Annotated in this window: 21 protein-coding genes and 1 pseudogene; 14 read left to right on the forward strand and 8 right to left on the reverse strand. The window is 56.3% G+C overall.

Going from position 1 to position 26,109, the window contains the following annotated elements:
• The first annotated feature begins 15 nt into the window (after window positions 1-15).
• From soxR to OGX93_RS11545, 4 genes are all read left to right on the forward strand, one after another.
• A complete protein-coding gene (gene soxR, locus OGX93_RS11530) occupies window positions 16-474 on the forward strand; it encodes a redox-sensitive transcriptional activator SoxR (RefSeq protein WP_049011570.1) in 459 nt (152 codons plus the stop codon).
• Window positions 475-792: 318 nt separating this feature from the next.
• Complete coding sequence (locus OGX93_RS11535) at window positions 793-1,461, forward strand: glutathione S-transferase family protein (RefSeq protein ID WP_012134597.1); 669 nt, start codon at window positions 793-795, stop codon at window positions 1,459-1,461.
• A gap of 324 nt (window positions 1,462-1,785) precedes the next feature.
• On the forward strand, window positions 1,786-3,135 hold the full coding sequence (gene ghxP, locus OGX93_RS11540; protein ID WP_024130830.1) for a guanine/hypoxanthine transporter GhxP: 1,350 nt from the start codon (window positions 1,786-1,788) through the stop codon (window positions 3,133-3,135).
• A 152-nt stretch (window positions 3,136-3,287) separates the two neighbouring features.
• Window positions 3,288-4,934 (forward strand): Na+/H+ antiporter, encoded by a 1,647-nt coding sequence (locus OGX93_RS11545; RefSeq protein WP_049011571.1) that lies wholly within the window; start codon window positions 3,288-3,290, stop codon window positions 4,932-4,934.
• Between the two features lie 130 nt (window positions 4,935-5,064).
• Here the strand turns inward: OGX93_RS11545 and OGX93_RS11550 are convergent, their stop codons facing one another.
• Entirely contained in the window at window positions 5,065-5,952 is an 888-nt protein-coding gene (locus OGX93_RS11550; protein WP_012134592.1) for a LysR family transcriptional regulator, read from the reverse strand.
• A 103-nt stretch (window positions 5,953-6,055) separates the two neighbouring features.
• Here OGX93_RS11550 and OGX93_RS11555 point away from each other — a divergent pair, with 103 nt between their 5' ends.
• Window positions 6,056-6,466, forward strand: a complete 411-nt coding sequence (locus tag OGX93_RS11555) for a CidA/LrgA family protein (RefSeq protein WP_058668419.1) — start codon at window positions 6,056-6,058, stop codon at window positions 6,464-6,466.
• Window positions 6,459-7,148, forward strand: a complete 690-nt coding sequence (locus OGX93_RS11560) for an LrgB family protein (RefSeq protein WP_012134590.1) — start codon at window positions 6,459-6,461, stop codon at window positions 7,146-7,148. The genes OGX93_RS11555 and OGX93_RS11560 overlap by 8 nt, the downstream gene beginning before the upstream one ends.
• 39 nt (window positions 7,149-7,187) lie before the next feature.
• Here the strand turns inward: OGX93_RS11560 and actP are convergent, their stop codons facing one another.
• From actP to acs, 3 genes are all read right to left on the reverse strand, one after another.
• Complete coding sequence (gene actP, locus OGX93_RS11565) at window positions 7,188-8,837, reverse strand: cation/acetate symporter ActP (protein WP_012134589.1); 1,650 nt, start codon at window positions 8,835-8,837, stop codon at window positions 7,188-7,190.
• Complete coding sequence (locus tag OGX93_RS11570) at window positions 8,834-9,148, reverse strand: DUF485 domain-containing protein (RefSeq protein ID WP_024130828.1); 315 nt, start codon at window positions 9,146-9,148, stop codon at window positions 8,834-8,836. The genes actP and OGX93_RS11570 overlap by 4 nt, the downstream gene beginning before the upstream one ends.
• Window positions 9,149-9,284: 136 nt before the next feature.
• Complete coding sequence (acs, locus tag OGX93_RS11575; RefSeq protein ID WP_012134587.1) at window positions 9,285-11,243, reverse strand: acetate--CoA ligase; 1,959 nt, start codon at window positions 11,241-11,243, stop codon at window positions 9,285-9,287.
• 435 nt (window positions 11,244-11,678) lie between these two features.
• On the opposite strand from acs, the gene nrfA reads away from it, so the two are divergent.
• From nrfA to gltP, 7 genes and pseudogenes are all read left to right on the forward strand, one after another.
• Window positions 11,679-13,115: an ammonia-forming nitrite reductase cytochrome c552 subunit gene (gene nrfA / locus OGX93_RS11580; protein ID WP_012134584.1), complete on the forward strand. Its 1,437-nt coding sequence runs from the start codon at window positions 11,679-11,681 to the stop codon at window positions 13,113-13,115.
• 112 nt (window positions 13,116-13,227) lie between these two features.
• A complete protein-coding gene (gene nrfB, locus OGX93_RS11585; RefSeq protein ID WP_024130827.1) occupies window positions 13,228-13,794 on the forward strand; it encodes a cytochrome c nitrite reductase pentaheme subunit in 567 nt (188 codons plus the stop codon).
• Window positions 13,791-14,462, forward strand: coding sequence for a cytochrome c nitrite reductase Fe-S protein (gene nrfC, locus OGX93_RS11590; RefSeq protein WP_012134582.1), 672 nt, complete (start codon window positions 13,791-13,793; stop codon window positions 14,460-14,462). The genes nrfB and nrfC overlap by 4 nt, the downstream gene beginning before the upstream one ends.
• Window positions 14,459-15,415 carry a cytochrome c nitrite reductase subunit NrfD gene (gene nrfD, locus OGX93_RS11595; RefSeq protein WP_012134581.1) on the forward strand — a complete coding sequence of 319 codons (957 nt, stop codon included), beginning with the start codon at window positions 14,459-14,461 and terminating at the stop codon, window positions 15,413-15,415. The genes nrfC and nrfD overlap by 4 nt, the downstream gene beginning before the upstream one ends.
• A gap of 18 nt (window positions 15,416-15,433) precedes the next feature.
• Window positions 15,434-17,645: pseudogene (gene nrfF, locus OGX93_RS11600) on the forward strand (heme lyase NrfEFG subunit NrfF).
• Window positions 17,646-18,377 (forward strand): heme lyase NrfEFG subunit NrfG, encoded by a 732-nt coding sequence (gene nrfG / locus OGX93_RS11605; protein WP_286449937.1) that lies wholly within the window; start codon window positions 17,646-17,648, stop codon window positions 18,375-18,377. It begins immediately after the preceding pseudogene.
• A gap of 346 nt (window positions 18,378-18,723) precedes the next feature.
• Window positions 18,724-20,037: a glutamate/aspartate:proton symporter GltP gene (gene gltP / locus OGX93_RS11610; RefSeq protein WP_024130825.1), complete on the forward strand. Its 1,314-nt coding sequence runs from the start codon at window positions 18,724-18,726 to the stop codon at window positions 20,035-20,037.
• 103 nt (window positions 20,038-20,140) lie between these two features.
• On the opposite strand, the gene yjcO is transcribed toward gltP, so the two are convergent.
• Together yjcO and fdhF are read right to left on the reverse strand one after the other, a co-directional pair.
• Entirely contained in the window at window positions 20,141-20,830 is a 690-nt protein-coding gene (yjcO, locus tag OGX93_RS11615; protein ID WP_286449936.1) for a Sel1 family TPR-like repeat protein YjcO, read from the reverse strand.
• A 182-nt stretch (window positions 20,831-21,012) separates the two neighbouring features.
• Window positions 21,013-23,160: a formate dehydrogenase subunit alpha gene (gene fdhF / locus OGX93_RS11620; RefSeq protein ID WP_286449935.1), complete on the reverse strand. Its 2,148-nt coding sequence runs from the start codon at window positions 23,158-23,160 to the stop codon at window positions 21,013-21,015.
• Window positions 23,161-23,449: 289 nt separating this feature from the next.
• Here fdhF and OGX93_RS11625 point away from each other — a divergent pair, with 289 nt between their 5' ends.
• Complete coding sequence (locus tag OGX93_RS11625) at window positions 23,450-24,181, forward strand: response regulator transcription factor (protein WP_012134571.1); 732 nt, start codon at window positions 23,450-23,452, stop codon at window positions 24,179-24,181.
• 68 nt (window positions 24,182-24,249) lie between these two features.
• Here the strand turns inward: OGX93_RS11625 and OGX93_RS11630 are convergent, their stop codons facing one another.
• Together OGX93_RS11630 and OGX93_RS11635 are read right to left on the reverse strand one after the other, a co-directional pair.
• A complete protein-coding gene (locus OGX93_RS11630; RefSeq protein ID WP_096753815.1) occupies window positions 24,250-25,245 on the reverse strand; it encodes a carbohydrate kinase family protein in 996 nt (331 codons plus the stop codon).
• On the reverse strand, window positions 25,242-26,102 hold the full coding sequence (locus OGX93_RS11635) for a ketose 1,6-bisphosphate aldolase (RefSeq protein ID WP_115609748.1): 861 nt from the start codon (window positions 26,100-26,102) through the stop codon (window positions 25,242-25,244). The genes OGX93_RS11630 and OGX93_RS11635 overlap by 4 nt, the downstream gene beginning before the upstream one ends.
• Window positions 26,103-26,109 lie beyond the last annotated feature (7 nt).

A 26,109-nucleotide genomic window follows, 5' to 3' on the forward strand; every position in this document is an offset into this window, starting at 1 on the left:
GAGGTAAAGCGATTTATGGAAAAGAAATTACCGCGTATAAAGTCCCTGCTTACGCCGGGTGAGGTGGCGAAACGTAGCGGTGTGGCGGTATCGGCGCTGCACTTTTATGAGAGCAAAGGGCTTATCAGCAGTGTCCGTAATGGCGGCAATCAGCGGCGATATAAGCGCGATGTGCTGCGCTATGTGGCGATCATCAAGATTGCTCAACGTATTGGCATTCCTCTGGCGACCATTGGCGAAGCGTTTGGCGTATTGCCTGAGGGGCATACGTTGAGCGCAAAGGAGTGGAAGCAGCTTTCTTCGCAATGGCGCGAGGAGCTGGACAGACGTATTCATACTCTGGTGGCGTTGCGTGATGAGCTGGACGGCTGCATCGGCTGCGGCTGTTTGTCGCGTAGCGATTGCCCGCTGCGCAACCCCGGCGATCAGCTCGGTACGCAGGGAACAGGGGCGCGATTGCTGGAAGATGATTAAATGTCGTTTCGCCGGGACGCGCGTAGGCCGGATAAGCGAGCGCCATATCGCCGCGCATAAAACTAAAGCGCCGCAAGGGCGCTTTAGTTTGTTTCCGGTCTTTGTCTTTCGCTCTATCCCGTTGGTTCACGGGAGGGTTTCCCCCGACATCAACACCCCTCAGTCGAGCACGTGGTGGAGGTTCCGGTTTGTGTTGATACTGTAATTGTATGCCATGCCCGCCCGTTTGCCAGTGCATTGTCTGTTTTTTAGCCGAAATTTTTACGCCATCTCTCGCTCTTTTCTATAGTTAATTTGAATGAAAAACAGGAGACAGCCATGCTGACGGTGCATCATTTGAATCAATCTCGTTCCCAGCGCGTGCTCTGGGCGCTGGAGGAGCTGTCGCTGCCCTACCAGATTGTTCGCTACCAGCGTGAAAAAACCATGCTTGCGCCACCGGCGCTGAAAAAAATCCACCCGCTTGGAAAATCGCCCGTTATTGAAGATAACGGTGAGATCCTCGCCGAATCCGGCGCCATCCTGGAGTATTTGCAGGAAACCTATGACCACGCAGGGCAGTTTAAACCTGCCGATGCCCGGCAAAAACGGCAGTATCGGTTCTGGCTGCATTATGCGGAAGGCTCGTTAATGCCAATGCTGTTAATGAAACTGGTGTTTGTCAGCCTGGGTAAACCGCCGGTGCCATTTGGGTTACGCACGCTGGGCGGCATTCTGGGGCAGGGCGTGCAAAAAGCGTATCTCAACCCGCAACTGGAGACGCATGCGCGCTACATTGATGCGCATCTTGCCGCGCAGCCCTGGTTTGCCGGGGAACATATCAGCATGGCGGATATCCAGATGAGTTTTCCTCTGTTTGCGTTACTGAGCCGAGGCGGAATTAACGACCTGACGCACATTAGTGCCTGGAAGAAGCGCGTAGAGATGCGTCCGGCGTGGCAAAGGGCTATCCAGCAAGGCGGTCCTTTTGAGATCCCTGGCGGATAGACGGATGTGTCAGTCGTCCGCCCGAGAAAAAATGTTATCAGATTGCGCATTGACGATAACGTTTGCGCATCGACTGGCGATTTATTGAGCGTGATGAAAAGAAATAAGCAAAAAGCCGCAAAGTTTAGTTGAAAAGCCCCGTATTATCGCTGGATAATCGTTTGCTTTTTTTACTACCCGTTTTGTATGCGCGGAGTTAAACGTTTGCTTTTTTGCGACACCCCTTATTGTTGCAAACGTAGCACAAGGAGATGACGTTTCGCTGGCAGTGGATTGTCCACCACGCATACTCGACGAAAAATAAACTCTCAGGGGATGTTTTCTATGTCTACGCCTTCAGCGCGTACCGGCGGTTCACTCGACGCCTGGTTTAAAATTTCACACCGTGGAAGCACCGTCCGTCAGGAAGTGGTTGCCGGATTAACGACTTTCCTGGCGATGGTCTACTCCGTTATCGTGGTTCCGGGGATGCTGGGTAAAGCCGGATTCCCGCCTGCCGCCGTATTTGTGGCGACCTGCCTGGTGGCTGGCGTCGGTTCTATTGTTATGGGTCTGTGGGCGAACCTGCCGTTGGCTATCGGTTGCGCCATCTCGTTGACCGCCTTCACCGCGTTTAGCCTGGTGCTAGGGCAGCACATTAGTGTTCCGGTTGCGCTGGGTGCGGTATTCCTGATGGGCGTGCTGTTTACCATCATCTCGGCGACCGGTATCCGTAGCTGGATCCTGCGCAACCTGCCGCATGGCGTGGCGCACGGCACCGGCATCGGTATCGGCCTGTTCCTGTTGCTGATTGCCGCGAATGGCGTGGGTCTGGTGATTAAGAACCCGCTGGACGGTCTGCCGGTCGCGCTGGGTAACTTTGATTCTTTCCCGGTTATCATGTCGCTGATTGGTCTGGCGGTCATTATCGGCCTGGAAAAACTGAAGGTGCCGGGCGGCATTCTGCTGACCATTATTGGTATTTCGGTTGTGGGTTTGATCTTCGATCCATCCGTCCATTTCTCCGGCTTTTTTGCTATGCCGTCTTTAAGTGATGAACACGGCAACTCGCTGATTGGCAGCCTGGATATTATGGGCGCGCTGAACCCGATCGTCCTGCCGAGCGTGCTGGCGCTGGTGATGACCGCTGTTTTCGACGCCACCGGCACGATTCGCGCGGTCGCTGGCCAGGCGAACCTGCTGGATAAAGACGGGCAGATTATCGATGGCGGCAAAGCGCTGACCACCGACTCCCTGAGCAGCGTGTTCTCTGGTCTGGTTGGCGCAGCGCCTGCGGCGGTATACATTGAATCGGCGGCGGGTACGGCGGCAGGCGGTAAAACGGGTCTGACGGCGATCACCGTCGGCGTCCTGTTCCTGCTGATCCTGTTCCTCTCTCCGCTCTCTTATCTGGTTCCGGTCTACGCGACCGCGCCCGCGCTGATGTACGTCGGCCTGCTGATGCTGAGCAACGTGGCGAAAATCGACTTCGCTGACTTTGTGGATGCGATGGCAGGTCTGATCACGGCGGTGTTTATCGTCCTGACCTGCAACATCGTAACCGGCATTATGATTGGTTTTGCTACGCTGGTGATCGGCCGCATTGTGTCGGGCGAATGGCGTAAGCTGAACGTCGGCACCGTGGTGATTGCCGTAGCGCTGGTCGCCTTCTATGCGGGCGGCTGGGCTATCTGATTCCTGGCGTCCTCTAAAAACGGGTGGCTTTTGCCGCCCGTTTTTATTTTCAGGACACATCCCGTTGTCTTTTGCGTTACTCTGAGGAAGATAGAATTGAGGCACGACGCCTCACGTTTTAAAACATAAGAAATATCGCAAACAGGGAACGCATGGAAATCTTCTTCACAATACTCATCATGACCCTTGTGGTCTCGCTGTCGGGGGTATTTACTCGTGTATTGCCCTTCCAGCTTCCTTTACCCCTCATGCAAATCGCCATTGGCGCGCTGCTGGCATGGCCGACGTTTGGTTTGCATGTGGAATTTGACCCTGAACTGTTCCTGGTGCTGTTTATTCCGCCGCTGTTGTTCGCAGATGGCTGGAAAACGCCGACCCGGGAGTTTCTCGAACATGGGCGAGAGATTTTCGGTCTGGCGCTGGCGCTGGTGCTGGTCACGGTGGTCGGAATTGGCTTTATGATTTACTGGCTGGTGCCGGGCATTCCGCTGATACCGGCCTTCGCGCTGGCTGCCGTGCTGTCGCCGACCGATGCGGTTGCGCTTTCCGGCATTGTCGGCGAGGGGCGCATTCCGAAGAAAATTATGGGCATCCTGCAAGGCGAGGCGTTGATGAACGACGCGTCCGGCCTGGTGTCGTTGAAATTTGCCGTCGCAGTGGCGATGGGGACGATGGTGTTTACCGTCGGCGGGGCGACGGTGGAGTTCTTCAAAGTCGCAGTGGGCGGTATTCTGGCGGGCTTTGTCGTCAGTTGGTTATACGGTCGCTCCCTGCGTTTCCTGAGTCGTTGGGGCGGGGATGAGCCAGCGACGCAAATCGTCCTGCTGTTCCTGCTGCCGTTCGCCTCCTACCTGATTGCGGAACATATCGGCGTATCCGGCATTCTTGCCGCTGTGGCGGCCGGGATGACCATCACCCGCTCCGGCGTTATGCGTCGCGCGCCGCTGGCGATGCGTCTGCGCGCCAACAGCACCTGGGCGATGCTGGAGTTTGTCTTTAACGGCATGGTCTTTCTGCTGTTGGGTCTGCAACTGCCAGGGATTCTGGAGTCGTCGCTGGTGGCGGCGGAAGCCGATCCCAACGTTGAAACCTGGATGCTGTTCACCGATATCGTGCTGATTTATGCCGCGCTGATGCTGGTGCGCTTTGGCTGGCTGTGGACGATGAAGAACTTCAGTAATCGCTTCCTGAAGAAAAAGCCGATGGAGTTTGGCGCCTGGACGATGCGTGAAATCCTCATCGCCTCCTTTGCGGGGGTACGCGGGGCGATTACGCTGGCCGGTGTGCTCTCTATCCCGCTATTGTTGCCGGATGGTAACGGCTTCCCGGCGCGCTATGAGCTGGTATTCCTTGCGGCGGGCGTGATTTTGTTCTCGCTGTTTGTGGGGGTCGTGATGCTGCCGATTCTGCTGCAACATCTGGAAGTGGGCGATCACTCACAGCAGCAGAAAGAGGAGCGAATCGCCCGCGCCGCCACGGCGGAAGTGGCGATTGTCGCGATTCAGAAGATGGAAGAGCGTCTGGCGGCGGATACCGAAGAGAACATCGATAACCAGTTGCTCACCGAGGTCAGCTCCCGTGTGATTGGTAATTTGCGTCGCCGTGCCGATGGGCGTAACGATGTGGAAAGCTCAATGCAGGAAGAGAACCTCGAACGGCGCTTCCGCCTGGCGGCGCTACGCTCGGAACGTGCAGAATTGTACCACCTGCGCGCGACGCGTGAGATCAGTAACGAAACCCTGCAAAAACTGCTGCATGACCTGGATTTGCTGGAAGCATTGTTGATCGAAAATCAGTAAGCACCCGTATCGCCCGGTGGCGCTTTGCTTACCGGGCCTACAGGGGTGGAAATTGCCCGGTGGCGGGCCTACAAAATGCACTCCCGTAGGCCGGATAAGGCGCTTGCGCCGCCATCCGGCGAGCGAGGCGTTATTCCTGCGTTAACCAAAACCCTTCGCAACACGTCAACCACGCCCTGGCGCTGTGGGACAAATAAACGCCTTCGCGCCAGATCATGCCCAACTGCCAGCGTAAATCACTCTCCAGCGGGAGCCAACGCAGGGTTTGTTTATCCAGCCGTTGGCAAATCGGCTCCGGCAAAATCGCAATTCCGACGCCGGCCTGCACCATAGCGGCCAGGAAATCCCACTGACCGCTGCGTACCGCAATACGCGGCTTCACATCATGCTGCTTAAAAAGCCGCATCAGTTGGCGATTCAACGCAAAATCTTCGTTGTAGATAAGCAGAGGATGCTCCGCCAGCGCTTCGGGGGAAATCGACTCGCACGCCATCCACTTACCGGAACGCGGCACCAGCACGCATAGCGGGTGGCTGAACAGCGGCAAGGTCGTCAGTCCGCTCTCTTCCTCCACCGGCAGCGCGGTCATCGCCACATCCAGCTCGCCGTTCATTACCGCCTGCTGTACCGTCAAACCGCCAAATTCTGCAATCTTCAGTTCCACACCCGGATAACGCTGGCGAAACAGGCTAATCGGCCCGGCCATCAGCATGCCGACCATCGGCGGGATGCCAAGCCGCAGCAGCCCTTTATTGAGATGGTTAATATCACCCAGCTCTGCTTCCAGCTGGCGAAATTCAGCAAGGATCGCCAGGCCGCGCTCGAACACCACGCGCCCGGTATCCGTCAGCAGCAGACGTCGCCCATCGCGGATCAGCAGCGTGCAATTAAGCTCATCTTCCAGATTCTTCAGCATCTTGCTGATGGTGGGCTGAGTGACAAATAACTTCTCCGCTGCGCGGGTGAAACTCTGCTGGCGCACCACCTCGACAAAATAACGCAGCGTTCTGATATCCATGATTATTCCTTAAGACTATGCCTGCAATGAGTTTAATTCATTTCAGTAGCGGACGGGCGCTCTCTATACTGGCGTTCCGTTTTATTTTTCAGGACATTCCCTCATGGCTGTGGCGATAAGCCGCGTTACGCCTGCTGTTATGCAACGACTCCAGATACCGGTTCAGGTACTGCTGTATGCAGGTTTATTTATTTTTGCTCAATATCTTGTTTCATGGCTGCATCTGCCGCTTCCCGCCAATCTGGTTGGGATGGCGTTGATGCTGGCGCTGATTGTCTGTCGGGTGATCCCGCTTAACTGGGTTCGTGCGGGCGCACGCTGGCTGCTGGCGGAAATGCTGCTGTTCTTTGTCCCCGCCGTGGTGGCGGTCGTTAATTATGCGCAACTGCTGTTGATGGACGGCTGGCGCATCTTCGCCGTGATTGCGATCAGCACGCTGATGGTGCTTGGCGCAACCGCATGGGTGGTGGATAACGTATACCGCTATGAGATGAGCAGGGTAAACCGTGAGTAATTTTCAGCTAAGCGTACTGTGCCTGGTCATCACGCTGGGGATCTATTTCGTCAATAAGCGGCTGTATCGTCGCTTTCGTAAGCTGCCGTTGATGCCGCTGGTGCTCACGCCCGCGCTGTTGGTATTGATACTGGTGTTTGGCCATATCTCCTGGCAGAACTACATTGGCGAATCGCACTGGCTGCTGTGGTTGTTAGGCCCGGCGACCATCGCGTTTGCCGTTCCGGTTTACGATAATCTCGCCATCATTAAACGCCACTGGATGTCGCTGACGGCGGGCGTGGTAACGGCAACCGTGGTGGCGGTCACCAGTTCCGTCTGGCTGGCGCGCCTGTTTACGCTGCCGGATGAGATTCAGCGCAGCCTGGCCGTGCGTTCCGTCACCACGCCATTTGCGCTGGCGGCGGCAGAGCCGCTGGGCGGTCAGCCGGATTTAGTGGCGCTCTTTGTGGTGGTGACCGGCGTGTTCGGGATGGCGGTTGGCGATGCGCTGTTTTTGCGACTGTCTATTCGTGAAGGAATGGCGAAAGGGGCCGGGTTTGGCGCGGCATCACATGGGGCCGGTACGGCGCGTTCGTATGAACTGGGTCAGCAGGAGGGCGTCGTCGCCAGTCTGGTGATGATGCTGTCCGGTGTGATGATGGTGCTGGCGGCGCCGCTGGTCGCAAAAGTGATGTTCTGATGTTGTCCTCCGACCCGTAGGCCGGAGGAGTGCGCTGAATTAATGCGCGCGGCCTTGCTCAACGCCGTACCCGGTCTGGGAACGGATGAACTGGGCGCGGAACTGCTCACGCTCGCGATTACCTTCCGCAGAATTATCGGTAGCGGAGAAGAACCAGATCCCGATAAAGGCAACGCTGATGGAGAACAGCGCCGGATACTCATACGGGAAGATGGCTTTTTCGTGGCCGAGGATTTGCACCCAAATCGTTGGGCCGAGAACCATCAGCACGACAGCCGTCACCAGACCTAACCAGCCGCCCATCATCGCGCCGCGCGTGGTCAGCTTCGACCAGTACATGGAGAGCAGGATGATTGGGAAGTTGCAGCTCGCCGCGATGGCAAACGCCAGGCCGACCATGAAGGCGATATTCTGGTTTTCAAACAGCACGCCCAGAATGATGGCGATCACGCCCAGCACCAGTACGGTAATTTTCGATACCCGCAATTCTTCGCGTTCGGTCGCGCCTTTACGAAACACGTTCGCGTACAGGTCGTGAGATACCGCCGATGCGCCTGCCAGCGTCAGACCGGCCACGACCGCCAGGATCGTTGCGAAGGCCACCGCAGAGATAAAGCCGAGGAACAGGTTGCCGCCTACCGCGTTCGCCAGATGAACCGCCGCCATGTTGTTGCCGCCGATTAACGCGCCTGCGGCATCTTTATACTCCGGGTTAGCGCCGACCAGCATGATCGCGCCGAAGCCGATAATAAAGGTCAGGATGTAGAAATAGCCCATAAAGCCAGTGGCGTAAAACACGCTCTTACGCGCTTCGCGGGCATCGCTGACGGTAAAGAAACGCATCAGAATGTGCGGTAAGCCTGCCGTACCGAACATCAGCCCCAGGCCTAATGACAGCGCGGAGATCGGGTCGTTGACCAGACCGCCAGGGCTCATAATGGCTGAACCTTTCGGGTGTACCGCCATCGCTTCGGTGAACAGGTTGTTGAAGCTGAAGCCGACGTGCTTCATCACCATGAACGCCATAAAGCTGGCGCCGAACAGCAGCAGTACGGCTTTGATAATCTGTACCCATGTCGTTGCCAGCATGCCGCCGAACAGGACGTACATCATCATCAGAACGCCCACCAGCACGACCGCAATGTGGTAGTTCAGACCGAACAACAGTTCGATCAGTTTACCTGCCCCCACCATCTGGGCGATGAGGTAAAGCGCCACGACCACCAGCGAACCACAGGCAGACAGAATGCGGATCGGCCCCTGTTTCAGTCGGTAAGAGGCGACGTCGGCAAAGGTATAGCGACCCAGGTTACGCAAGCGCTCGGCGATCAGGAACAGAATGATAGGCCAGCCCACCAGGAAGCCGAGTGAATAGATCAGCCCGTCGTAGCCGGAGGTGAACACCAGAGCGGAAATCCCGAGGAACGACGCGGCGGACATATAGTCGCCGGCGATCGCCAGCCCATTCTGGAAGCCGGTAATATTCCCGCCTGCCGTGTAATAGTCGCTGCGTGAACGGACGCGTTTAGAGGCCCAGTAGGTGATGCCGAGCGTAAACACCACGAAAATCAGGAACATGACGATTGCCTGCCAGTTGGTTGGCTGGCGTTCTACTGCACCGCTAATGGCATCCGCTGCGTTTGCAGCGAAGGGTAGTGTGGCGGCAAGCGCCGTCAGGACTCTCTTCATGATGCTTTAACCTCGTGCAGTACGGCGTTGTTAAGACGGTCGAATTCACCATTCGCCCGCCAGATGTAAATACCGGTCAGGATGAAGGAGATCAGAATGACGCCCACCCCAATTGGAATACCCCGGGTGACATTGGTGCCGGCGTGTAGCGGGGTGCCCAGCCAGCCCGGCGCGAAGGCGATCAGTAAAATAAAGCTGATATAAACCGCCAGCATGATGACCGACAGGATGGTGGCAAACCGTTGCCGTTTTTCGACTAACTCCCTGAAACGCGCACTGTCTTCTATCCGTTGATAAATATTGTCATTCATCACAGAGTCTCCAGAGATAAGGTAGGGGGATTTTTTTATTTTGCCGGATGGCGGCTGAAGCCTTATCGAGCCTACAAGCGATGTTGAACCTGTAGGCCCGATAAGCAGCGCGCCATCGGGCATTTCACGGTTAGGGTTATGAAGGCATTGCGATGGCCTGCTTCTCTTCGAGCAGTTTCTCGACCACGCCAGGATCGGCGAGAGTTGAGGTATCGCCCAGATTGCTGGTATCGCCCGCTGCGATTTTGCGCAAAATACGGCGCATGATTTTGCCGGAACGCGTTTTCGGCAGTGAGTCTGTCCAGTGCAGCACGTCCGGTGTTGCCAGCGGGCCAATTTCTTTACGTACCCAGTTGCGTACTTCGGTATACAGCTCCGGCGACGGATCTTCGCCGTGATTCAGCGTGACATAGGCGTAGATGGCCTGGCCTTTGATGTTGTGTGGAATACCGACCACCGCGGCTTCGGCAATCTTCGGATGCGACACCAGCGCGGATTCAATCTCCGCCGTGCCCAGACGATGGCCGGAAACGTTCAGTACGTCATCGACGCGCCCGGTGATCCAGTAGTAACCATCTTCGTCACGACGCGCGCCGTCGCCGCTGAAATACATGTTTTTGAAGGTAGAGAAGTAGGTCTGCTCAAAACGCTCGTGATCGCCGAACAGGGTACGCGCCTGACCCGGCCAGGAGTCGGTAATCACCAGATTGCCTTCGGTCGCCCCTTCCTGCGGGTGGCCTTCGTTATCCACCAGCGCGGGCTGTACGCCAAAGAACGGACGCGTGGCGGAACCGGCTTTCAGTTCAGTCGCGCCGGGCAGCGGCGTGATCATGAATCCACCGGTTTCGGTCTGCCACCAGGTGTCCACTACCGGGCATTTTTCGTTACCGATCTTCTTCCAGTACCATTCCCACGCTTCCGGGTTGATTGGTTCGCCGACGGAACCGAGGATGCGCAGCGAAGAGCGATCGGTGCCTTCAATCGCCTTATCGCCTTCCGCCATCAGAGCGCGAATAGCGGTTGGGGCGGTGTAGAGAATAGTAACCTGGTGCTTATCCACCACCTGCGCCATCCGCGCAGGCGTCGGCCAGTTTGGCACGCCTTCAAACATCAGGGTGGTTGCGCCGCAGGCCAGCGGCCCATACAGCAGGTAGCTGTGCCCGGTCACCCAGCCTACGTCTGCGGTGCACCAGTAGATATCGTCCGGGTGATAGTCAAAGACATACTTAAAGGTGGTGGCGGCATAGACCAGATAGCCGCCGGTGGTATGCAGCACGCCTTTTGGCTTGCCGGTTGAACCGGAGGTGTAGAGGATAAACAGCGGGTCTTCCGCATTCATCTCTTCCGGCTGATGGTCAGCGCTGGATTTCTCAATCACGTCGCTCCACCACAGATCGCGGCCTTCATGCCAGTCGACCTTCCCGCCAGTACGTTTTAAAACCACCACATGTTCAACGCTGTTCACATTCGGGTTTTTCAGCGCATCATCGACGTTCTTTTTCAGCGGGATGCCGCGCCCGGCACGCACGCCTTCATCGGCGGTGATCACCAGACGTGAGCTGGAGTCGATGATTCGCCCGGCAACCGCTTCCGGCGAGAAGCCGCCGAAGATCACCGAATGTACCGCGCCAATGCGCGCGCAGGCCAGCATCGCCACCGCCGCTTCCGGCACCATCGGCATATAAATAGCCACGACGTCGCCTTTCTTAATGCCCAGCTCCAGCAGCGTATTGGCGAAACGACAAACATCACGATGCAATTCGCGATATGAAATGTGTTTGCTCTGGGTGGCGTCATCGCCCTCCCAGATGATGGCGGTACGGTCGCCGTTTTCTTGCAGATGGCGGTCAAGGCAGTTTGCCGCCAGGTTCAGCGTGCCATCTTCATACCATTTAATCGACACGTTGCCGGGCGCAAAGGAGGTGTTCTTCACTTTTTTATACGGTGTAATCCAGTCGAGAATCTTTCCCTGTTCACCCCAAAAGGTATCTGGCTCGTTAATAGATTGTTGATATTTCGCCTCATACTGCTCCGGGTTTATCAGGCAACGATCCGCAATGTTTGCGGGAATAGCGTGTTTATGTATTTGGCTCATGGCTTTTGTTCTCCTTGTAAGATGTTAATAATATGTCTCACAAAAGTTAAATGTAGGGGCTTTGGCAGTTTTGTTTAGTATTTGCGCGGCAGATCACGCAATAACGGAACTGTGCAAATAAACGGCAAAGTGATTTTTGAAGGAATCTCGCAAAAATGGATTAATACCCGCGATAACATGCAGTTACAGGCGGGTTGTTGAAAAAGTGATCCGCGTCGAATGCTAACGAAAGGAGTAGGTTTAAGGAGGGAGGTGTAACTCTAAAGTGGTATTTTACATGCACTTACAATTGATTAAAGACAACATTTTTAATGGGGTTTTTTGTTACACATAGAGGGGAGCAATGTCATGACAGTATTCGTGCGGTTGCTGTTGTGGAAAAACAAAATAAAGAACCGCCATTGAAGGCAATGGCGCAATCTGGATGAGACCTCTATGGCAAGGACAATATTACGCGCACGCCGTTTCTTCAGCCTGATATTACCGTTTTTTTTCATTTCCTCTGTATACGCTGAACAAACGTCCGTTCCCGCAAAGACCGTCACCGTTGAAGCGAAGAATGAAACCTTCGCCCCTCAGCATCCCGATCAATATCTCTCATGGAAAGCGACGTCAGAACAGTCAACGCGTGAAGATGCGCTGGCAGAAGACCCGCGTCTGGTGATCCTGTGGGCGGGATACCCCTTCTCGCGTGACTACAATAAGCCGCGCGGGCACGCTTATGCGGTTACCGATGTGCGTGAAACCCTGCGTACCGGCGCACCGAAAAATGCCGAAGATGGCCCATTGCCGATGGCCTGCTGGAGCTGTAAAAGCCCGGATGTGGCGCGTCTGATCCAGAAAGATGGCGAAGACGGCTACTTCCACGGTAAATGGGCGCGCGGTGGCCCGGAAATCGTCAATGCCCTGGGCTGCGCCGACTGCCATAACACCGCCTCAGACGATTTCGCCAAAGGCAAACCGGCGTTAACGCTCTCCCGTCCTTATGCCGAGCGCGCGATGGAAACCATCGGCAAACCGTTTGATAAAGCCAGCCGTTTTGACCAGCAATCTATGGTGTGCGGGCAGTGCCATGTGGAGTACTACTTTGACGGTAAAAACAAAGCCGTCAAATTCCCGTGGGATGAGGGAACAAAAGTCGAGGATATGGAGAAATATTACGACGCCATCGCCTTCTCTGACTGGACAAACCCGCTGTCGAAAACGCCAATGCTGAAAGCGCAGCACCCGGAATATGAAACCTGGAGCGTGGGCATTCACGGCAAGAACAACGTGACCTGTATTGATTGTCACATGCCGAAAGTGCAAAACGCCGAAGGCAAACTCTACACCGACCATAAGATTGGCAACCCGTTTGATAACTTTGCCCAGACCTGCGCCAACTGCCACACCCAGGATAAAGCCTCCCTGCAAAAAGTGGTTGCTGAGCGTAAACAGGCGATTCATGACCTGAAAATCAAGGTTGAAGATCAGTTAGTACACGCGCATTTCGAAGCGAAAGCAGCGTGGGATGCGGGCGCGACAGAAGCGGAAATGAAACCGATTCTGGACGATATTCGTCATGCGCAGTGGCGCTGGGATCTGGCGATTGCCTCGCACGGCATCCATATGCATGCCCCGGATGAAGGTCTGCGTATGCTGGGCGGCGCGATGGATAAAGCGGCGGATGCCCGTACCAAACTGGTGCGTCTGCTGGGGAGTAAAGGCATCACTCATGAAATCCCGCTGCCGGATATCTCCACCAAAGAGAAAGCCCAGAAAGCGATTGGTTTGAACATGCAGCAAATCAACGCCGAGAAGCAGGACTTCATCAAGACGGTGATTCCTCAATGGGAAGATCAGGCGCGTAAAAACGGTCTGTTAAGCCAATAACCTCACATGTGACAAATTTGCCGGATGGCAGCGCAAGCGCTTTATCCGGCCTACGGAAGTCTTGTAGGCCTGATAAGCGTAGCGCCATCAGGCATTATGCAACGGAGTGAATATGAGCGTATTACGTTCGTTATTAACTGCTGGGGTGCTGGCGTCAGGTCTGTTCTGGAGCCTGTGTGGGATAACCGCTACCCCAACGCCGCAGGACTCAGAGCAACGCTGGACGGTCACCCAGCAGCGTAATCCAGATGCTGCTTGTCTGGATTGCCACAAGCCGGATACCGAGGGTATGCACGGTAAGCACGCTTCTGTCGTTAACCCGAACAACAAGCTGCCGGTTACGTGCACCAACTGTCACGGTCAGCCATCGCCTAAACACCGCGAAGGGGTGAAAGATGTGATGCGCTTTAACGACCCGATGTATACGGTAGAGCAGCAGAACAGCGTCTGTATGTCCTGCCACCTGCCTGAGCAGCTGCAAAAAGCGTTCTGGCCGCATGATGTCCATGTGACCAAAGTGGCGTGCGCCAGCTGTCATTCGCTGCATCCACAGCAAGACACGATGCAGACGCTCAATGAGAAAGGACGGATTAAGATTTGCGTCGATTGCCACAGCGATCAGCGCACCAATCCGCACTTTAACCCGGCGTCCGTTCCCTTGCTTAAGGAGCATCCATGAGTTGCTCTCGTCGCCAGTTTATCACCCGCGTCGGCGCGCTGGTGGCGGTCAGCGGAACAGCAGGACGCGTGGTGGCGAAAACGTTGAATATCAACGGCGTGCGTTATGGCATGGTGCATGATGAGTCATTATGCATCGGCTGTACCGCCTGTATGGATGCCTGTCGGGAAGTGAACCAGGTGCCGGAGGGCGTGTCGCGTCTGACGATTATCCGCAGCGAGCCGCAGGGGACGTTTCCTGACGTGAAGTATCAATTCTTCCGTCATTCGTGCCAGCACTGCGACCATGCGCCCTGCGTCGATGTTTGCCCGACCGGGGCCTCATTCCGCGATGCCGCCAGCGGTATCGTTGATGTGAACCCGGATCTGTGCGTCGGCTGCCAATATTGCATTGCGGCGTGTCCTTACCGCGTACGCTTTATCCATCCGGTCAGCAAGACGGCGGATAAGTGCGATTTCTGCCGGAAAACCAACCTGAAAGCGGGTAAGTTGCCCGCCTGCGTCGAGTCCTGCCCGACAAAGGCGCTGACGTTTGGCAACCTGGACGATCCCAACAGCGACATCTCTCGTCTGCTGCGGCAGAAAACCACCTACCGCTACAAGCTGGCGCTGGGTACGAAACCGAAGGTCTACCGCGTTCCCTTTAAATTTGGGGAGGTGAGCCAATGACGCACGCTTCTGCTTTCCATTTTGAATCGCTGGTGTGGGACTGGCCCATCGCCATCTATCTGTTTCTGATTGGTATTTCTGCCGGGTTAGTGACGCTGGCTATTTTGCTGCGCCGCATTCACCCGGAAGCGGGCGGGGCGGACAGCACGCTGCTGCGTACGACGCTGGTGGTGGGGCCGGGGGCAATTATTCTTGGCCTGCTGATCCTGATCTTTCACCTGACGCGCCCGTGGACCTTCTGGAAACTGATGTTCCACTACAGCTTCACGTCGGTGATGTCGATGGGCGTCATGCTGTTCCAGCTCTATATGGTGGTGCTGGTTCTGTGGCTGGCGAAAATCTTTGAAAAAGAGGTGCTTGCCCTGCAACAGCGCTGGTTGCCGCGTCTGGGGATGGTGCAAAAAGCGTTGACGTTGCTGACGCCGTTCCATCGCCTGCTTGAGACGGTAATGCTGGTGCTGGCGGTACTGCTGGGGGCGTATACCGGCTTCCTGCTATCGGCGCTGAAGTCCTATCCGTTCCTTAATAACCCGATCCTGCCGGTGCTGTTCCTGTTCTCGGGGATCTCTTCCGGGGCGGCGGTGGCGCTGATTGCGATGGCCTTGCGTCATCGCAGCAATCCGCACAGCACTGAAGCGCATTTTGTGCATCGCATGGAAACGCCGGTCGTCTGGCTGGAAATCTTCTTGCTGGCGGCGTTCTTCGTTGGGCTGGCGTTGGGCGATGACGGTAAAATGCGCGCGCTGACTGCGGCGCTGGGCGGCGGATTCTGGACATGGTGGTTCTGGCTTGGCGTCGCGGGGCTGGGGCTGATTGTGCCAATGCTGCTGAAGCCCTGGGCGAATCGCGGTTCGACGTTTCACGGCGTGCTGGCGGTATGTGGCGCCAGCCTGACCGGTGTCCTGCTGCTGCGCTTTTTCATTCTTTATGCGGGACAGCTAACGGTCGCGTGAGCTTAGGCAGGGTGATCTCTGGACGTATTCCTTCCTGAAGCCGGTTTTCTGGCATTACTGCTGAGTCTTGGGGTCAACGTGTTGACCCCACTTGCCACGCTGGTGGGGTTGCGCCAGCGCTGGCAGGGCATCAGACGTCTGGCGATAATCGGCGTCCTGGCGCAATTCGCGCTGTTATTACTGGCGTTCGCTATTCTGGTTTTCTGCTTTCTTACCAGCGATTTTTCGGTTGTCTACGTTGCACAGCATAGCTACAGCCTGCTGCCGTGGGGATTAAAACTGGCGGCGGTGTGGGGCGGTCATGAAGGATCGCTGTTGCTGTGGGTGCTGTTCCTTTCCGGCTGGAGCGCGCTGTTCGCCTGGCGGTGCAAAGGCGAGCGCGATGCGCTCTTTCCGCTAACGCTCTGTATTCTGTCGATGATGACCGCCCTGCTGCTGCTGTTTGTCGTGGTCTGGTCGGACCCGTTTGTGCGTATCTTTCCGCCCGCGATTGAGGGGCGCGATCTCAATCCGATGCTGCAACACCTGGGGCTGATTCTCCATCCACCGCTGCTTTATCTGGGCTATGGCGGCCTGATGGTCGCAGCGGGCGTTGCGCTGGCGTCATTGCTGCGTGGCGGCTTTAGCGCGGCCACCGCCTGGGTCTGCTGGCGCTGGGCGCTCCCCGGCTGGTGCGCGCTGACGCTGGGCATCATTCTCGGGTCGTGGTGGGCGTACTGCGAACTGGGCTGGGGCGGCTGGTGGTTCTGGGACCCGGTGGAAAACGCTTCTTTATTACCCTGGCTTTCCGCCAGCGCGCTACTGCACAGCCTGTTCGTTTCCCGCCAGCGCGGCATCTTTCGCCACTGGTCTTTGCTGCTGGCGATTCTGACGCTGATTTTATCCCTGCTGGGCACGCTGATTGTGCGCTCCGGCATTCTGGTCTCTGTCCATGCCTTTGCGCTGGACAACGTGCGTGCGGTGCCGCTGTTCGCGCTGTTTACCGTGTTGAGCCTGGCGTCGCTCGGGTTGTACGCGTGGCGAGGCCAGCAAGTCCGCCAGAATGCGCGTTTTGGCAGTTGGTCGCGTGAGATGATGATTCTGGCCGCGCTGCTGCTTTTTAGCGCCGTGCTGCTGATTGTGCTTATCGGGACGCTCTATCCGATGATTTACGGCCTGTTCGGCTGGGGGCGACTCTCCGTCGGCGCGCCCTATTTTAATCGCGCCACGCTGCCGTTTGGGCTGCTGATGCTGTTAGTTATCGTACTGGCGACAATCAGAAGCCGGAAAGTGTCTGTGCGTTGTCAGCTTCCGGCGCTGCTGGCGCACACTGGCGTACTGATTATCGCCGCCGGGATTATTTTCTCCAGCGGCAGTCGGCACGAAATCAGCCTTAATCTGCGCCCCGGAGAGCAGGTGGAACTGGCAGGCTACACGTTTCGTTTTGAACGTCTCGATCTGGAGGCGAAAGGCAATTACACCACCGAGAAAGCGCAGATCGCCATTGAGCAGGATAAACGGCACATCGGGCGCGTCACGCCAGAGCGGCGTTTTTACGCGGCGCGCCGTCAGCAGATGATGGAGCCGGGGATTCGCTGGAATCTGCTGCATGACTGGTATGCGGTAATGGGCGAAAAAACCGGGCAGGATCGCTATGCCATGCGCCTGTATGTCCAGACCGGCGTGCGCTGGATCTGGGGCGGAGGGCTGTTGATGATTGCAGGCGCGGCGCTCAGCGGCTGGCGTGGGAGGAAGCGTGATGAGTAAATTAATCAACGCGTTGCCGGATGGCGGCGTACGGGGTGCGCAACACATTGTAGGCCGGATAAGCGCAGCGCCATCCGGCAGAATAGGTTTACTCTTGGCTATCATTTTGTTTTTCATCACTTTCGCAACGCATGCCCAGGTTGTGGACACCTGGCGCTTTGAAAACGCGCAACAGCAGGAAAAATCACTATTTATTGCCAGCCAGCTGCGCTGCCCGCAGTGCCAGAATCAAAACTTGCTGGAATCCAACGCGCCGGTAGCGGTCAGTATGCGCCATCAGGTCTATACCATGGTGGCGGAAGGTAAAAGCGAAGAGGAAATCACCGCCTGGATGACCGAACGCTACGGTGAGTTTGTCCTCTACAACCCGGCGCTAACCGGGCAAACGTTGCTGCTGTGGGCGCTGCCTTTCCTGCTGTTGCTGCTGGTGGGCGTGGCGCTGTGGCGAGTGATAGCGCGTCAGCGTAAAGAGGAGGGGGAGTGAATGAGTCTGCATCAGGTGAGCGTACTTCTGCTGCGTCACAGCCAGCGCCAGGCGCAGCAGGCGCTGGCGGGTCAGGACGCGGCGCAGCTACAACAGGAATTGCATCATGATTTGGCGGAGCCTGTGGCTTCGGACGTGCCGTCGCGCCCGCTGCCGGTGAAAGCGCTGCTGGCCGTTGCGATCGTCATGGTGATGGCTTGCGTCGGCGGCTATCTGGCGTCGTCAAAATGGCAGGCCGTTCGCCAGGAACAGCAGCGTCTGGCCGATCCGCTGCGGGCGTTTACCGATGAACCGACGGCGGAAAAGCAGTTGCTGACGTTGCAGGCGGCGATTCGCGCAAACCCGCAGGACAGCGCGCAGTGGGCGACGCTGGGCGAGTACTACCTCTGGCGTAATGCCTATGACAATGCTCTGCTGGCGTATCAGCAGGCGCTGCGCCTGCGGGGAGAGAACGCGGAGCTCTATTCGGCGCTGGCGACGGTGCGCTATTACCAGTCCGGGCAGCATATGACGCCGGAAACGCGTGAAATGATCGATAAAGCGCTGGCGCTTGATGCTTCGGAAGTCACCGCGTTAATGCTGCTGGCCGCTGATGCGTTTATGCAGGCTGATTATGTGCAGGCCATCGCATTCTGGCAAAAATTACTGGATTTAAACTCGCCAAGGGTTAATCGCGTGCAACTCATTGACGCTATTAATATGGCGAAGTTGTTGCAGAATCGTCAGAAATAATTTTGTTTTTTTGTGATTTGTGTCGTTTTTACTGTTTAAAAAGTAAGCGAATGAACGGTGGCGTTAAAATAATTCCAGAAAGGTATTATTCGTTTTTGAGGAAATAAAAATCTTTCCATAACAAATAGTTATTCATGATGATCGCGATAAACTCGCGTTATTATGCAGAAAATCAGTTAGATGCCCTGTTCTGAAAGGGTTGCGCAGTATGCCATGCAAATGGTACTGATTATGCGCGTTAAAAAACTCCACAAACGAACGCAACACAATTCATACCCTTTCAGTATGTACTGTTCTCATCCTTTTTTGAATGCAGAACGGCGCTTCATTGAGGAAGTCTGTTGTTATGAAAAACTTGAAAATCAGCCTGGCCTGGCAGATTTTGCTGGCCATGGTGCTGGGTATTCTTCTGGGCAGTTATCTGCATTATCACAGCGACAGCCGCGAATGGCTGGTTGCCAACCTGCTGTCACCGGCGGGTGATATCTTTATCCATCTGATCAAAATGATCGTCGTTCCGATTGTTATTTCCACCCTGATTGTCGGTATTGCCGGTGTCGGCGATGCGAAACAGCTAGGGCGTATCGGTGCCAAAACCATTATCTATTTCGAAGTGATCACGACCGTCGCCATTATCCTCGGTATTACACTGGCGAACGTGTTTCAACCCGGTTCCGGGATTGATATGTCGCAACTGGCGACCGTGGATATTTCGAAATACCAAAGCACGACGGCGGAAGTACAAAGCCATGCGCACGGTTTGATGGGCACGATTTTGTCACTGGTTCCGACCAACATTGTCGCGTCGATGGCGAAGGGCGACATGCTGCCGATTATCTTCTTCTCGGTGCTGTTTGGCCTGGGCCTGTCTTCCCTGCCTGCGACTCACCGTGAACCGCTGGTCACCGTGTTCCGCTCCATCTCAGAAACCATGTTTAAAGTGACCCACATGGTGATGCGTTACGCGCCGGTTGGGGTGTTTGCGCTGATCGCCGTGACCGTGGCGAACTTTGGTTTTGCGTCGCTGTGGCCGCTGGCGAAACTGGTGCTGCTGGTACACTTCGCGATTCTGTTCTTCGCGCTGGTGGTGTTGGGCATCGTGGCGCGTCTGTGCGGTCTGAGCGTCTGGATTCTGATTCGTATCCTGAAAGATGAACTGATTCTGGCTTACTCCACGGCCAGCTCTGAGAGCGTGCTGCCGCGCATTATCGAGAAGATGGAGGCCTATGGCGCTCCGGCGTCGATCACCAGCTTTGTGGTGCCGACCGGGTATTCCTTCAACCTTGATGGCTCAACGCTGTACCAGAGTATCGCGGCGATCTTTATCGCGCAGTTGTACGGTATCGACCTGTCGCTGTGGCAGGAAATCATACTGGTGCTGACGCTGATGGTCACCTCGAAAGGGATTGCGGGCGTGCCGGGCGTTTCCTTCGTGGTGCTGCTGGCGACGCTGGGTAGCGTGGGCATTCCGCTGGAAGGGCTGGCGTTTATCGCCGGTGTTGACCGTATCCTCGATATGGCGCGTACCGCGCTGAACGTGGTGGGTAATGCGCTGGCGGTGCTGGTTATCGCCAAGTGGGAACACAAGTTTGACCGTAAGAAAGCGCTGGCGTATGAGCGCGAGGTATTGGGCAAATTTGATAAAACCGCGAATCAGTAATTCATGACAGATTGCCGGATGGCGCTACGCTTATCCGGCCTACGGGAAGCTGTGGTCTGTAGGCCGGATAAGGCGCTTGCGCCGCCATCCGGCAATATTACATTCACCCGTTGGTTAATTTATCAAACTCTTCGCAGCCGGTATCAAACCCTTCCGTACAGCTCAGATTCAACCAGTGCAGCGCCTTCTGTTTATTCTTCTCAATAAAGCCCTGTTCGCCGTTTAAGAACAACATTCCGGCCCAGTATTCGGAGTAGCCGGTACGGGAAATGGCGGAACTGCGTTTGAAATACCAGGTCGCCTTATCGTCATCGGCAGGAATGCCCACGCCGTTGGCATAAATCAGCCCGAGCAGCATCTGCGCATCGGCGGCAGAATCGCTCTCCAGGTTTTCTGAGGCGTTTTGCAGCAGTGAAATAGCTTTTGGATAGTCAGGCGTCCCCGCCTGGGTGTTGACCAGAATGCGCGCCAGAGTGATTTCTCCGGCTTTGCTGCCCGCTTGTGCCGCCTTTTCGGCCAGCGTTTTAGCCTGCGGATAATCCAGACTGACGGGGTTGGTGATTTTGATTTGCGCCAGCAATGCGCAGGCATCCGCATCACCGTTGTCTGCGGCTTTTTGCGCCCAGTATTCCGCTTTGCTGAGATCGCCGGAACTGAACCAGGTATCGGCAAGAAAATACTGTGCGCGTCGGTCTCCGCCCTCCGCCGCCTTCAGATACTGGCTGCCAGGCTCAGTATCGGTGGCATGGGCAAAGAATGTCATTAAGAACATCAATGCAAGAAGTGATTTCATTTTGAGTTTTATTTAGGGTACGGAGTAGACAGTATAAAGAGATCGTATGGATAAAAAAACAGCCTCCGGCGGAGGCTGTTGCAAGGAAAATGCCTGATGGCGATGCTCACGCATCTTATCAGGCCGACGGTGGAAACAGGTCGTAGGCCGGATAAGGCATTCTCATGCCGCCATCCGGCAGATTACCCCATTGCGCTTTCGCGCAGACGGGTTTTCAGCTTGCTGTACTCATCAATCACATACTGCTCGGCGGCGCGCTGATCGGCGATCGGCTCGACGCGCACGGCGCAGTACTTGTACTCCGGCGTTTTGGTAATCGGGCTTAAGTTCTCCGTCACCAGCTCGTTACAGGCGCCAATCCACCACTGGTAGGTCATGTAAATCGCCCCTTTGTTCGGACGTTCGCTGACCTGCGCACGGGTGATAATTTTGCCTTTACGTGAATGAACCCAGACCAGCGCTTCATCTTCAATGCCCAGACGCGCGGCGTCGGCCGTGTTGATTTGCGCATAGCCTGGCTCATCCGCCAGCGCTGCCAGCGCGGCACAGTTCCCGGTCATCGAGCGACATGAATAGTGGCCGACTTCACGCACCGTAGACAGCACCATCGGGTACTCTTCGGTGAGTTTGTCGATCGGCGCGACCCAGTCGCAGGTGAAGAACTGCGCCAGACCGTTCGGGGTGTCGAATTTCTCTTTGAAGAGATAAGACGTCCCCTGATCGGCATCCGACGTGTCGCGGCAAGGCCACTGAATGAAGCCCAGCTCGCCCATCTTCTCGTAAGTCGCCCCATAGAAATCCGGGCACAGATGACGCAACTCATCCCAGATCTCCTGGGTGTTGTTGTAGTGCATCGGATAGCCCATGCGGGTGGCGATTTCACTGATGATTTGCCAGTCCGTTTTCAGATCCCACTTCGGTTCAACGGCTTTAAAGAAGCGCTGGAAACCACGGTCAGCAGCGGTAAACACCCCTTCATGCTCGCCCCACGACGTAGACGGTAAAATAACATCCGCCGCCGACGCGGTTTTGGTCATAAAGATGTCCTGTACGATGACCAGTTCCAGGTCTTCAAACCCTTTGCGCACCGCAGAGAGTTCCGCATCGGTTTGCAGCGGATCTTCACCCATAATGTACGCCGCGCGAACTTCGCCATGCGCAGCACGGTGTGGCAGTTCGCTGATGCGATAGCCGGTATGCGCTGGCAGGCTTTCCACGCCCCAGGCTTTGGCGAATTTTTCGCGGTTAGCCGGGTCTTTCACGTACTGATAGCCCGGATAGGTATCCGGCAGCGCGCCCATGTCGCATGCGCCCTGAACGTTGTTCTGGCCGCGAACCGGGTTCACGCCCACGCTTGGCTTACCAAGGTTGCCGGTCAGCATGGCGAGACTGGTCAGTGAACGCACGGTTTCCACGCCCTGATAGAACTGGGTCACGCCCATGCCCCACAGGATTGCGGCGCTTTTCGCTTCGGCGTACATACGCGCCGCTTTGCGAATATCGTGCGCGCTCACGCCGGTGATATCCTCAACGGATTCCGGCGTGTAGCCTTCGACAATCTTACGGTACTCTTCAAAGCCTTCAGTACGGGAGGCGACGAACGCCTGGTCGTACAGATTTTCTTCAATAATGACATGACCCATAGCGTTGAGTAGCGCGATATTCGAGCCGTTTCTCAACGCGATGTGGATGTCGGCAATGCGCGCGGTTTCAATTTTGCGCGGATCGCAGACGATAATTTTCGCGCCGTTGCGTTTAGCGTTAATCACATGATTCGCCACGATAGGGTGGGAATCCGCCGGGTTGTAGCCGAAGATAAACACTAAATCGGTGTTATCAATTTCGTTAATCGCATTACTCATTGCGCCGTTACCGACCGACTGGTGCAGACCTGCAACCGATGGGCCGTGTCAGACGCGAGCGCAGCAGTCAACGTTATTGGTACCAATAACGGCGCGCGCGAATTTTTGCATTACATAGTTGGTTTCGTTACCTGTGCCGCGAGACGAACCGGTCGTCTGGATGGCGTCCGGGCCATACTTCGCTTTGATGGCGCTCAGGCGATCGGCGACGTAGTTCAGCGCTTCATCCCAGGAAACGGATTCCAGTTTGCCGCCACGCTGGCGACGGATCATAGGGGTTTTCAGGCGCGGGGTCAGGATCTGGGTATCGTTAATAAAATCCCAGCCATAGTAGCCCTTCAGACACAGAGTACCCTGATTGGTTTTCCCCTGCGCCGCCTCTGCCCGGACGATTTTTCCGTTATCGACCACCAGGTTGATTTTGCAACCTGATGCGCAATACGGGCAAACCGTGACGACTTTTTTCATCGGTCTCGCTCCAGTTAATCAAATCGCGCATACGCGCTGTCGGCCTCATTATGCATCTTTTATGCCATGTTTTTATTGGGGTCTTTCCCTGATATTACGGGTAAAATTTGGTCAAAACCCTGACGAAAAACAGGCTGTCGTCAGTTTTGACGTGACGAACAGGAAAAGCAGTGACGGCCCGGCAGTGTGACCAGGGTTATGTTTCCTGCATCTCCTGCTGCGCAATATCTGTCACTCCGGGCAGAATCAATCACACTCATCTGTAGGGGATGTGAAATGGGGAAGGGTGATGAAACCAGCCATACTGGTCGTGGATGATGACGCGGCAGTCTGCGCATTGTTGCAGGATGTCCTGAACGAGCACGTTTTTGCGGTGACGGTCTGCCATACCGGGCAGGCTGCGCTGGCGTGCGTCGAAACCCAGCCGGAGATTGCGCTGGTGTTGCTGGATATGATGCTGCCCGACACGAACGGTTTGATGGTGTTGCAGCAGGTACAGAAGATCAGGCCTACGCTGCCGGTGGTGATGCTCACGGGGCTGGGGAGCGAGTCGGATGTGGTGGTCGGGCTGGAGATGGGCGCTGATGACTACATCAGCAAACCGTTTAACCCGCGCGTGGTGGTGGCGCGGATGAAAGCCGTACTCCGTCGGGTTGGCGTGCTGATCGCCGAAGGCGGAAGCGTGCAGACGTCTGGCCTCTCTTTCAATGGCTGGCATCTGGATACCGCGCGCTGTCAGTTGCACAATCCGCAGCAGCAGGCGGTGGATCTCACCCAGGGGGAATACAGTTTGCTGCTGGCGCTGGCGCAAAACGCCCGTCGGGTGCTCAGCCGTGAGCAGTTGCTGGAATTAACGCACAGCGACAGCGTTGAGGTGTTTGATCGCACCATTGATGTGTTGATTATGCGTCTGCGCCGCAAAATTGAAATCAATCCGCATCAGCCGACGTTGATCAAAACCCTGCGCGGCCTCGGGTATGTTTTTGCCGCCGATGTGCAGCACCACGATAAAGCCGCGTAATCAGGCGCAGTTGCCGGATGGCGGCGTATTTGTAGGCCTGATAAGCGCAGCGCCATCAGGCGAACTGGCTACAAAAGCGTTCGCAACTCCTCAAGCGTTTTCGCGCCATCAATCGCATTGGCGCACAGCAGGCTGACCCGCGCGCAGGCGTGCGCCAGCTTAATGCTCTCGGCCAGCGGCCATACTTCGTGGCAGCCATACAAAAAACCGGCGCAGAACGCATCTCCCGCGCCAACGCTACCGACAATCTCCCTCTGCTCCAGCTTTTGCGACGGTATCCAGACGCCAGGCTGATCCGGCGTTTCGCCCCAGGCGCCTTCCGGGCAATGAATCACCACCCGCTGGCGGACGCCTGCATCCAGCAATTCGCGGGCGGCTGCGGCGATGTGCGGAATATGCGGTTCGCCGTTGGGCTGGCGGATCTCCAGGCCGCTGAACTCCCCGGCCTCCAGCTCGTTGATCACCAGATAATCCAGATGGCGTAGCGCGGGCAAAACCAGCGGCTGATAGCGCGGATCGCCTTTGCGGGACACCAGATCCAGCGAAGTCTCAAAGCCCTCCTCATGCATCTGCGCCATCAGCCGTGCGCTGCGGGTGCCGTAGTCATCATCCGGCATATCCAGACTGTCGAGCAGCAGCAGATAGCCCAGGTGGAAAATCTTCATCGAGGCATCAAGCTCATCGAACGCGGGCAGATCCAACAGACGGTTAGCGCCGGGGGAGTGGAAAAAGGTGCGCTGCCCGCTGGGATCGGTCATCACCTGCGACATCGACGTGGGGGCAAACGTGGTGCGCTGGACATGCTGGCGATTGACGTGATACTGCTCCAGCATCGCCATAATGTAGTCTCCGTCGGCATCCTGGCCGATTAATCCCACAGCCTGCAACGGCAGCCCGGTGTGCATCTTTGCCAGCGTCAGCAGGACATTAAGCGGCGCGCCGCCCGTCGAACGTTCGCTATGGGTGATCTCCGCCAGCCAGCCGCGCTCCGGCCACTGTACGATTTGGTGCACATGGTCGACCAGCATATTGCCCGCCGCGATAATGCCTTTGCGTTCCATCAGATCTGCCCCGCGCTGCCAAAAATGCGCATCTGTTCCGATACCGTATCGGTGATCGCCTCTTCAATGCCCAGCAGCAGTTCGGCGAACTCATCATACAGCGGCTGGCGGTTAGCCATCCGTGATTCCACCGCCGCCAGCGCGGCCTGCGACATGCCGGTGTAGAAATTGATTTTGTGAATGCCCAGCGTAATGGCGCGACGAAAATCCTCATTGCTGATGCCGGAACCGCCGTGCAGCACCAGCGGCAGCGCCGTTTGTTGGCGAATGGCGTCCAGACGCGGGAAATCGAGTTTGGGCTCGCCTTTATATTTGCCGTGAGCGTTGCCGATGGCGACGGCCAGGGCATCAATACCGGTGCGGTCAACAAAATCGCGCGCCAGCTGCGGATCGGTAAACAGCGATTCGTCGGCATGACCATACAGCGCGCCGCCCTCATCGCCGCCAACCGCGCCAAGTTCCGCCTCTACCGACACGCCAACGGCGTGGCACATCTTCACCACTTCCCGGGTCTGGCGGATGTTTTCCTCATACTCCAGCGTGGAACCATCAAACATTACCGAGCTGAAGCCCAGACGTAACGCCCGCACCACGGATTCAAAATGCAGCCCGTGGTCGAGGTTAAGCACCACCGGAATATCGTGTCTGGCGGCTTCGAATTTTACCGCTTCGACCAGCGAGTCCAGCGAAACATACTTAAAATGGACTTCGGCAATGTTAATGATAAACGGCGAGCGTTCCTGCCTGGCGGCGGCGAACAGCGCGCGTAAAAAGTGGGAATCCAGAACGTTAAACGCCCCCAGCGCATAGCGATGCTTGCGGGCATGGTCGAGTCCATCGGCAAGAGAAATCAACGGCATAATGTGC

This window comes from Citrobacter sp. CK195 (assembly GCF_030333365.1).
Taxonomy (GTDB): Bacteria; Pseudomonadota; Gammaproteobacteria; order Enterobacterales; family Enterobacteriaceae; genus Citrobacter_B; species Citrobacter_B koseri.

What these genes read in the sequence shown, in the direction of transcription:
- soxR (WP_049011570.1), top strand. Translation starts at nt 16, where the DNA reads ATGGAAAAGAAATTACCGCGTATAAAGTCCCTGCTTACGCCGGGTGAG.
- OGX93_RS11535 (WP_012134597.1), top strand. Translation starts at nt 793, where the DNA reads ATGCTGACGGTGCATCATTTGAATCAATCTCGTTCCCAGCGCGTGCTC.
- ghxP (WP_024130830.1), top strand. Translation starts at nt 1,786, where the DNA reads ATGTCTACGCCTTCAGCGCGTACCGGCGGTTCACTCGACGCCTGGTTT.
- OGX93_RS11545 (WP_049011571.1), top strand. Translation starts at nt 3,288, where the DNA reads ATGGAAATCTTCTTCACAATACTCATCATGACCCTTGTGGTCTCGCTG.
- OGX93_RS11550 (WP_012134592.1), bottom strand. Translation starts at nt 5,952, where the DNA reads ATGGATATCAGAACGCTGCGTTATTTTGTCGAGGTGGTGCGCCAGCAG.
- OGX93_RS11555 (WP_058668419.1), top strand. Translation starts at nt 6,056, where the DNA reads ATGGCTGTGGCGATAAGCCGCGTTACGCCTGCTGTTATGCAACGACTC.
- actP (WP_012134589.1), bottom strand. Translation starts at nt 8,837, where the DNA reads ATGAAGAGAGTCCTGACGGCGCTTGCCGCCACACTACCCTTCGCTGCA.
- OGX93_RS11570 (WP_024130828.1), bottom strand. Translation starts at nt 9,148, where the DNA reads ATGAATGACAATATTTATCAACGGATAGAAGACAGTGCGCGTTTCAGG.
- acs (WP_012134587.1), bottom strand. Translation starts at nt 11,243, where the DNA reads ATGAGCCAAATACATAAACACGCTATTCCCGCAAACATTGCGGATCGT.
- nrfA (WP_012134584.1), top strand. Translation starts at nt 11,679, where the DNA reads ATGGCAAGGACAATATTACGCGCACGCCGTTTCTTCAGCCTGATATTA.
- nrfB (WP_024130827.1), top strand. Translation starts at nt 13,228, where the DNA reads ATGAGCGTATTACGTTCGTTATTAACTGCTGGGGTGCTGGCGTCAGGT.
- nrfC (WP_012134582.1), top strand. Translation starts at nt 13,791, where the DNA reads ATGAGTTGCTCTCGTCGCCAGTTTATCACCCGCGTCGGCGCGCTGGTG.
- nrfD (WP_012134581.1), top strand. Translation starts at nt 14,459, where the DNA reads ATGACGCACGCTTCTGCTTTCCATTTTGAATCGCTGGTGTGGGACTGG.
- nrfG (WP_286449937.1), top strand. Translation starts at nt 17,646, where the DNA reads ATGAGTCTGCATCAGGTGAGCGTACTTCTGCTGCGTCACAGCCAGCGC.
- gltP (WP_024130825.1), top strand. Translation starts at nt 18,724, where the DNA reads ATGAAAAACTTGAAAATCAGCCTGGCCTGGCAGATTTTGCTGGCCATG.
- yjcO (WP_286449936.1), bottom strand. Translation starts at nt 20,830, where the DNA reads ATGAAATCACTTCTTGCATTGATGTTCTTAATGACATTCTTTGCCCAT.
- OGX93_RS11625 (WP_012134571.1), top strand. Translation starts at nt 23,450, where the DNA reads ATGAAACCAGCCATACTGGTCGTGGATGATGACGCGGCAGTCTGCGCA.
- OGX93_RS11635 (WP_115609748.1), bottom strand. Translation starts at nt 26,102, where the DNA reads ATGCCGTTGATTTCTCTTGCCGATGGACTCGACCATGCCCGCAAGCAT.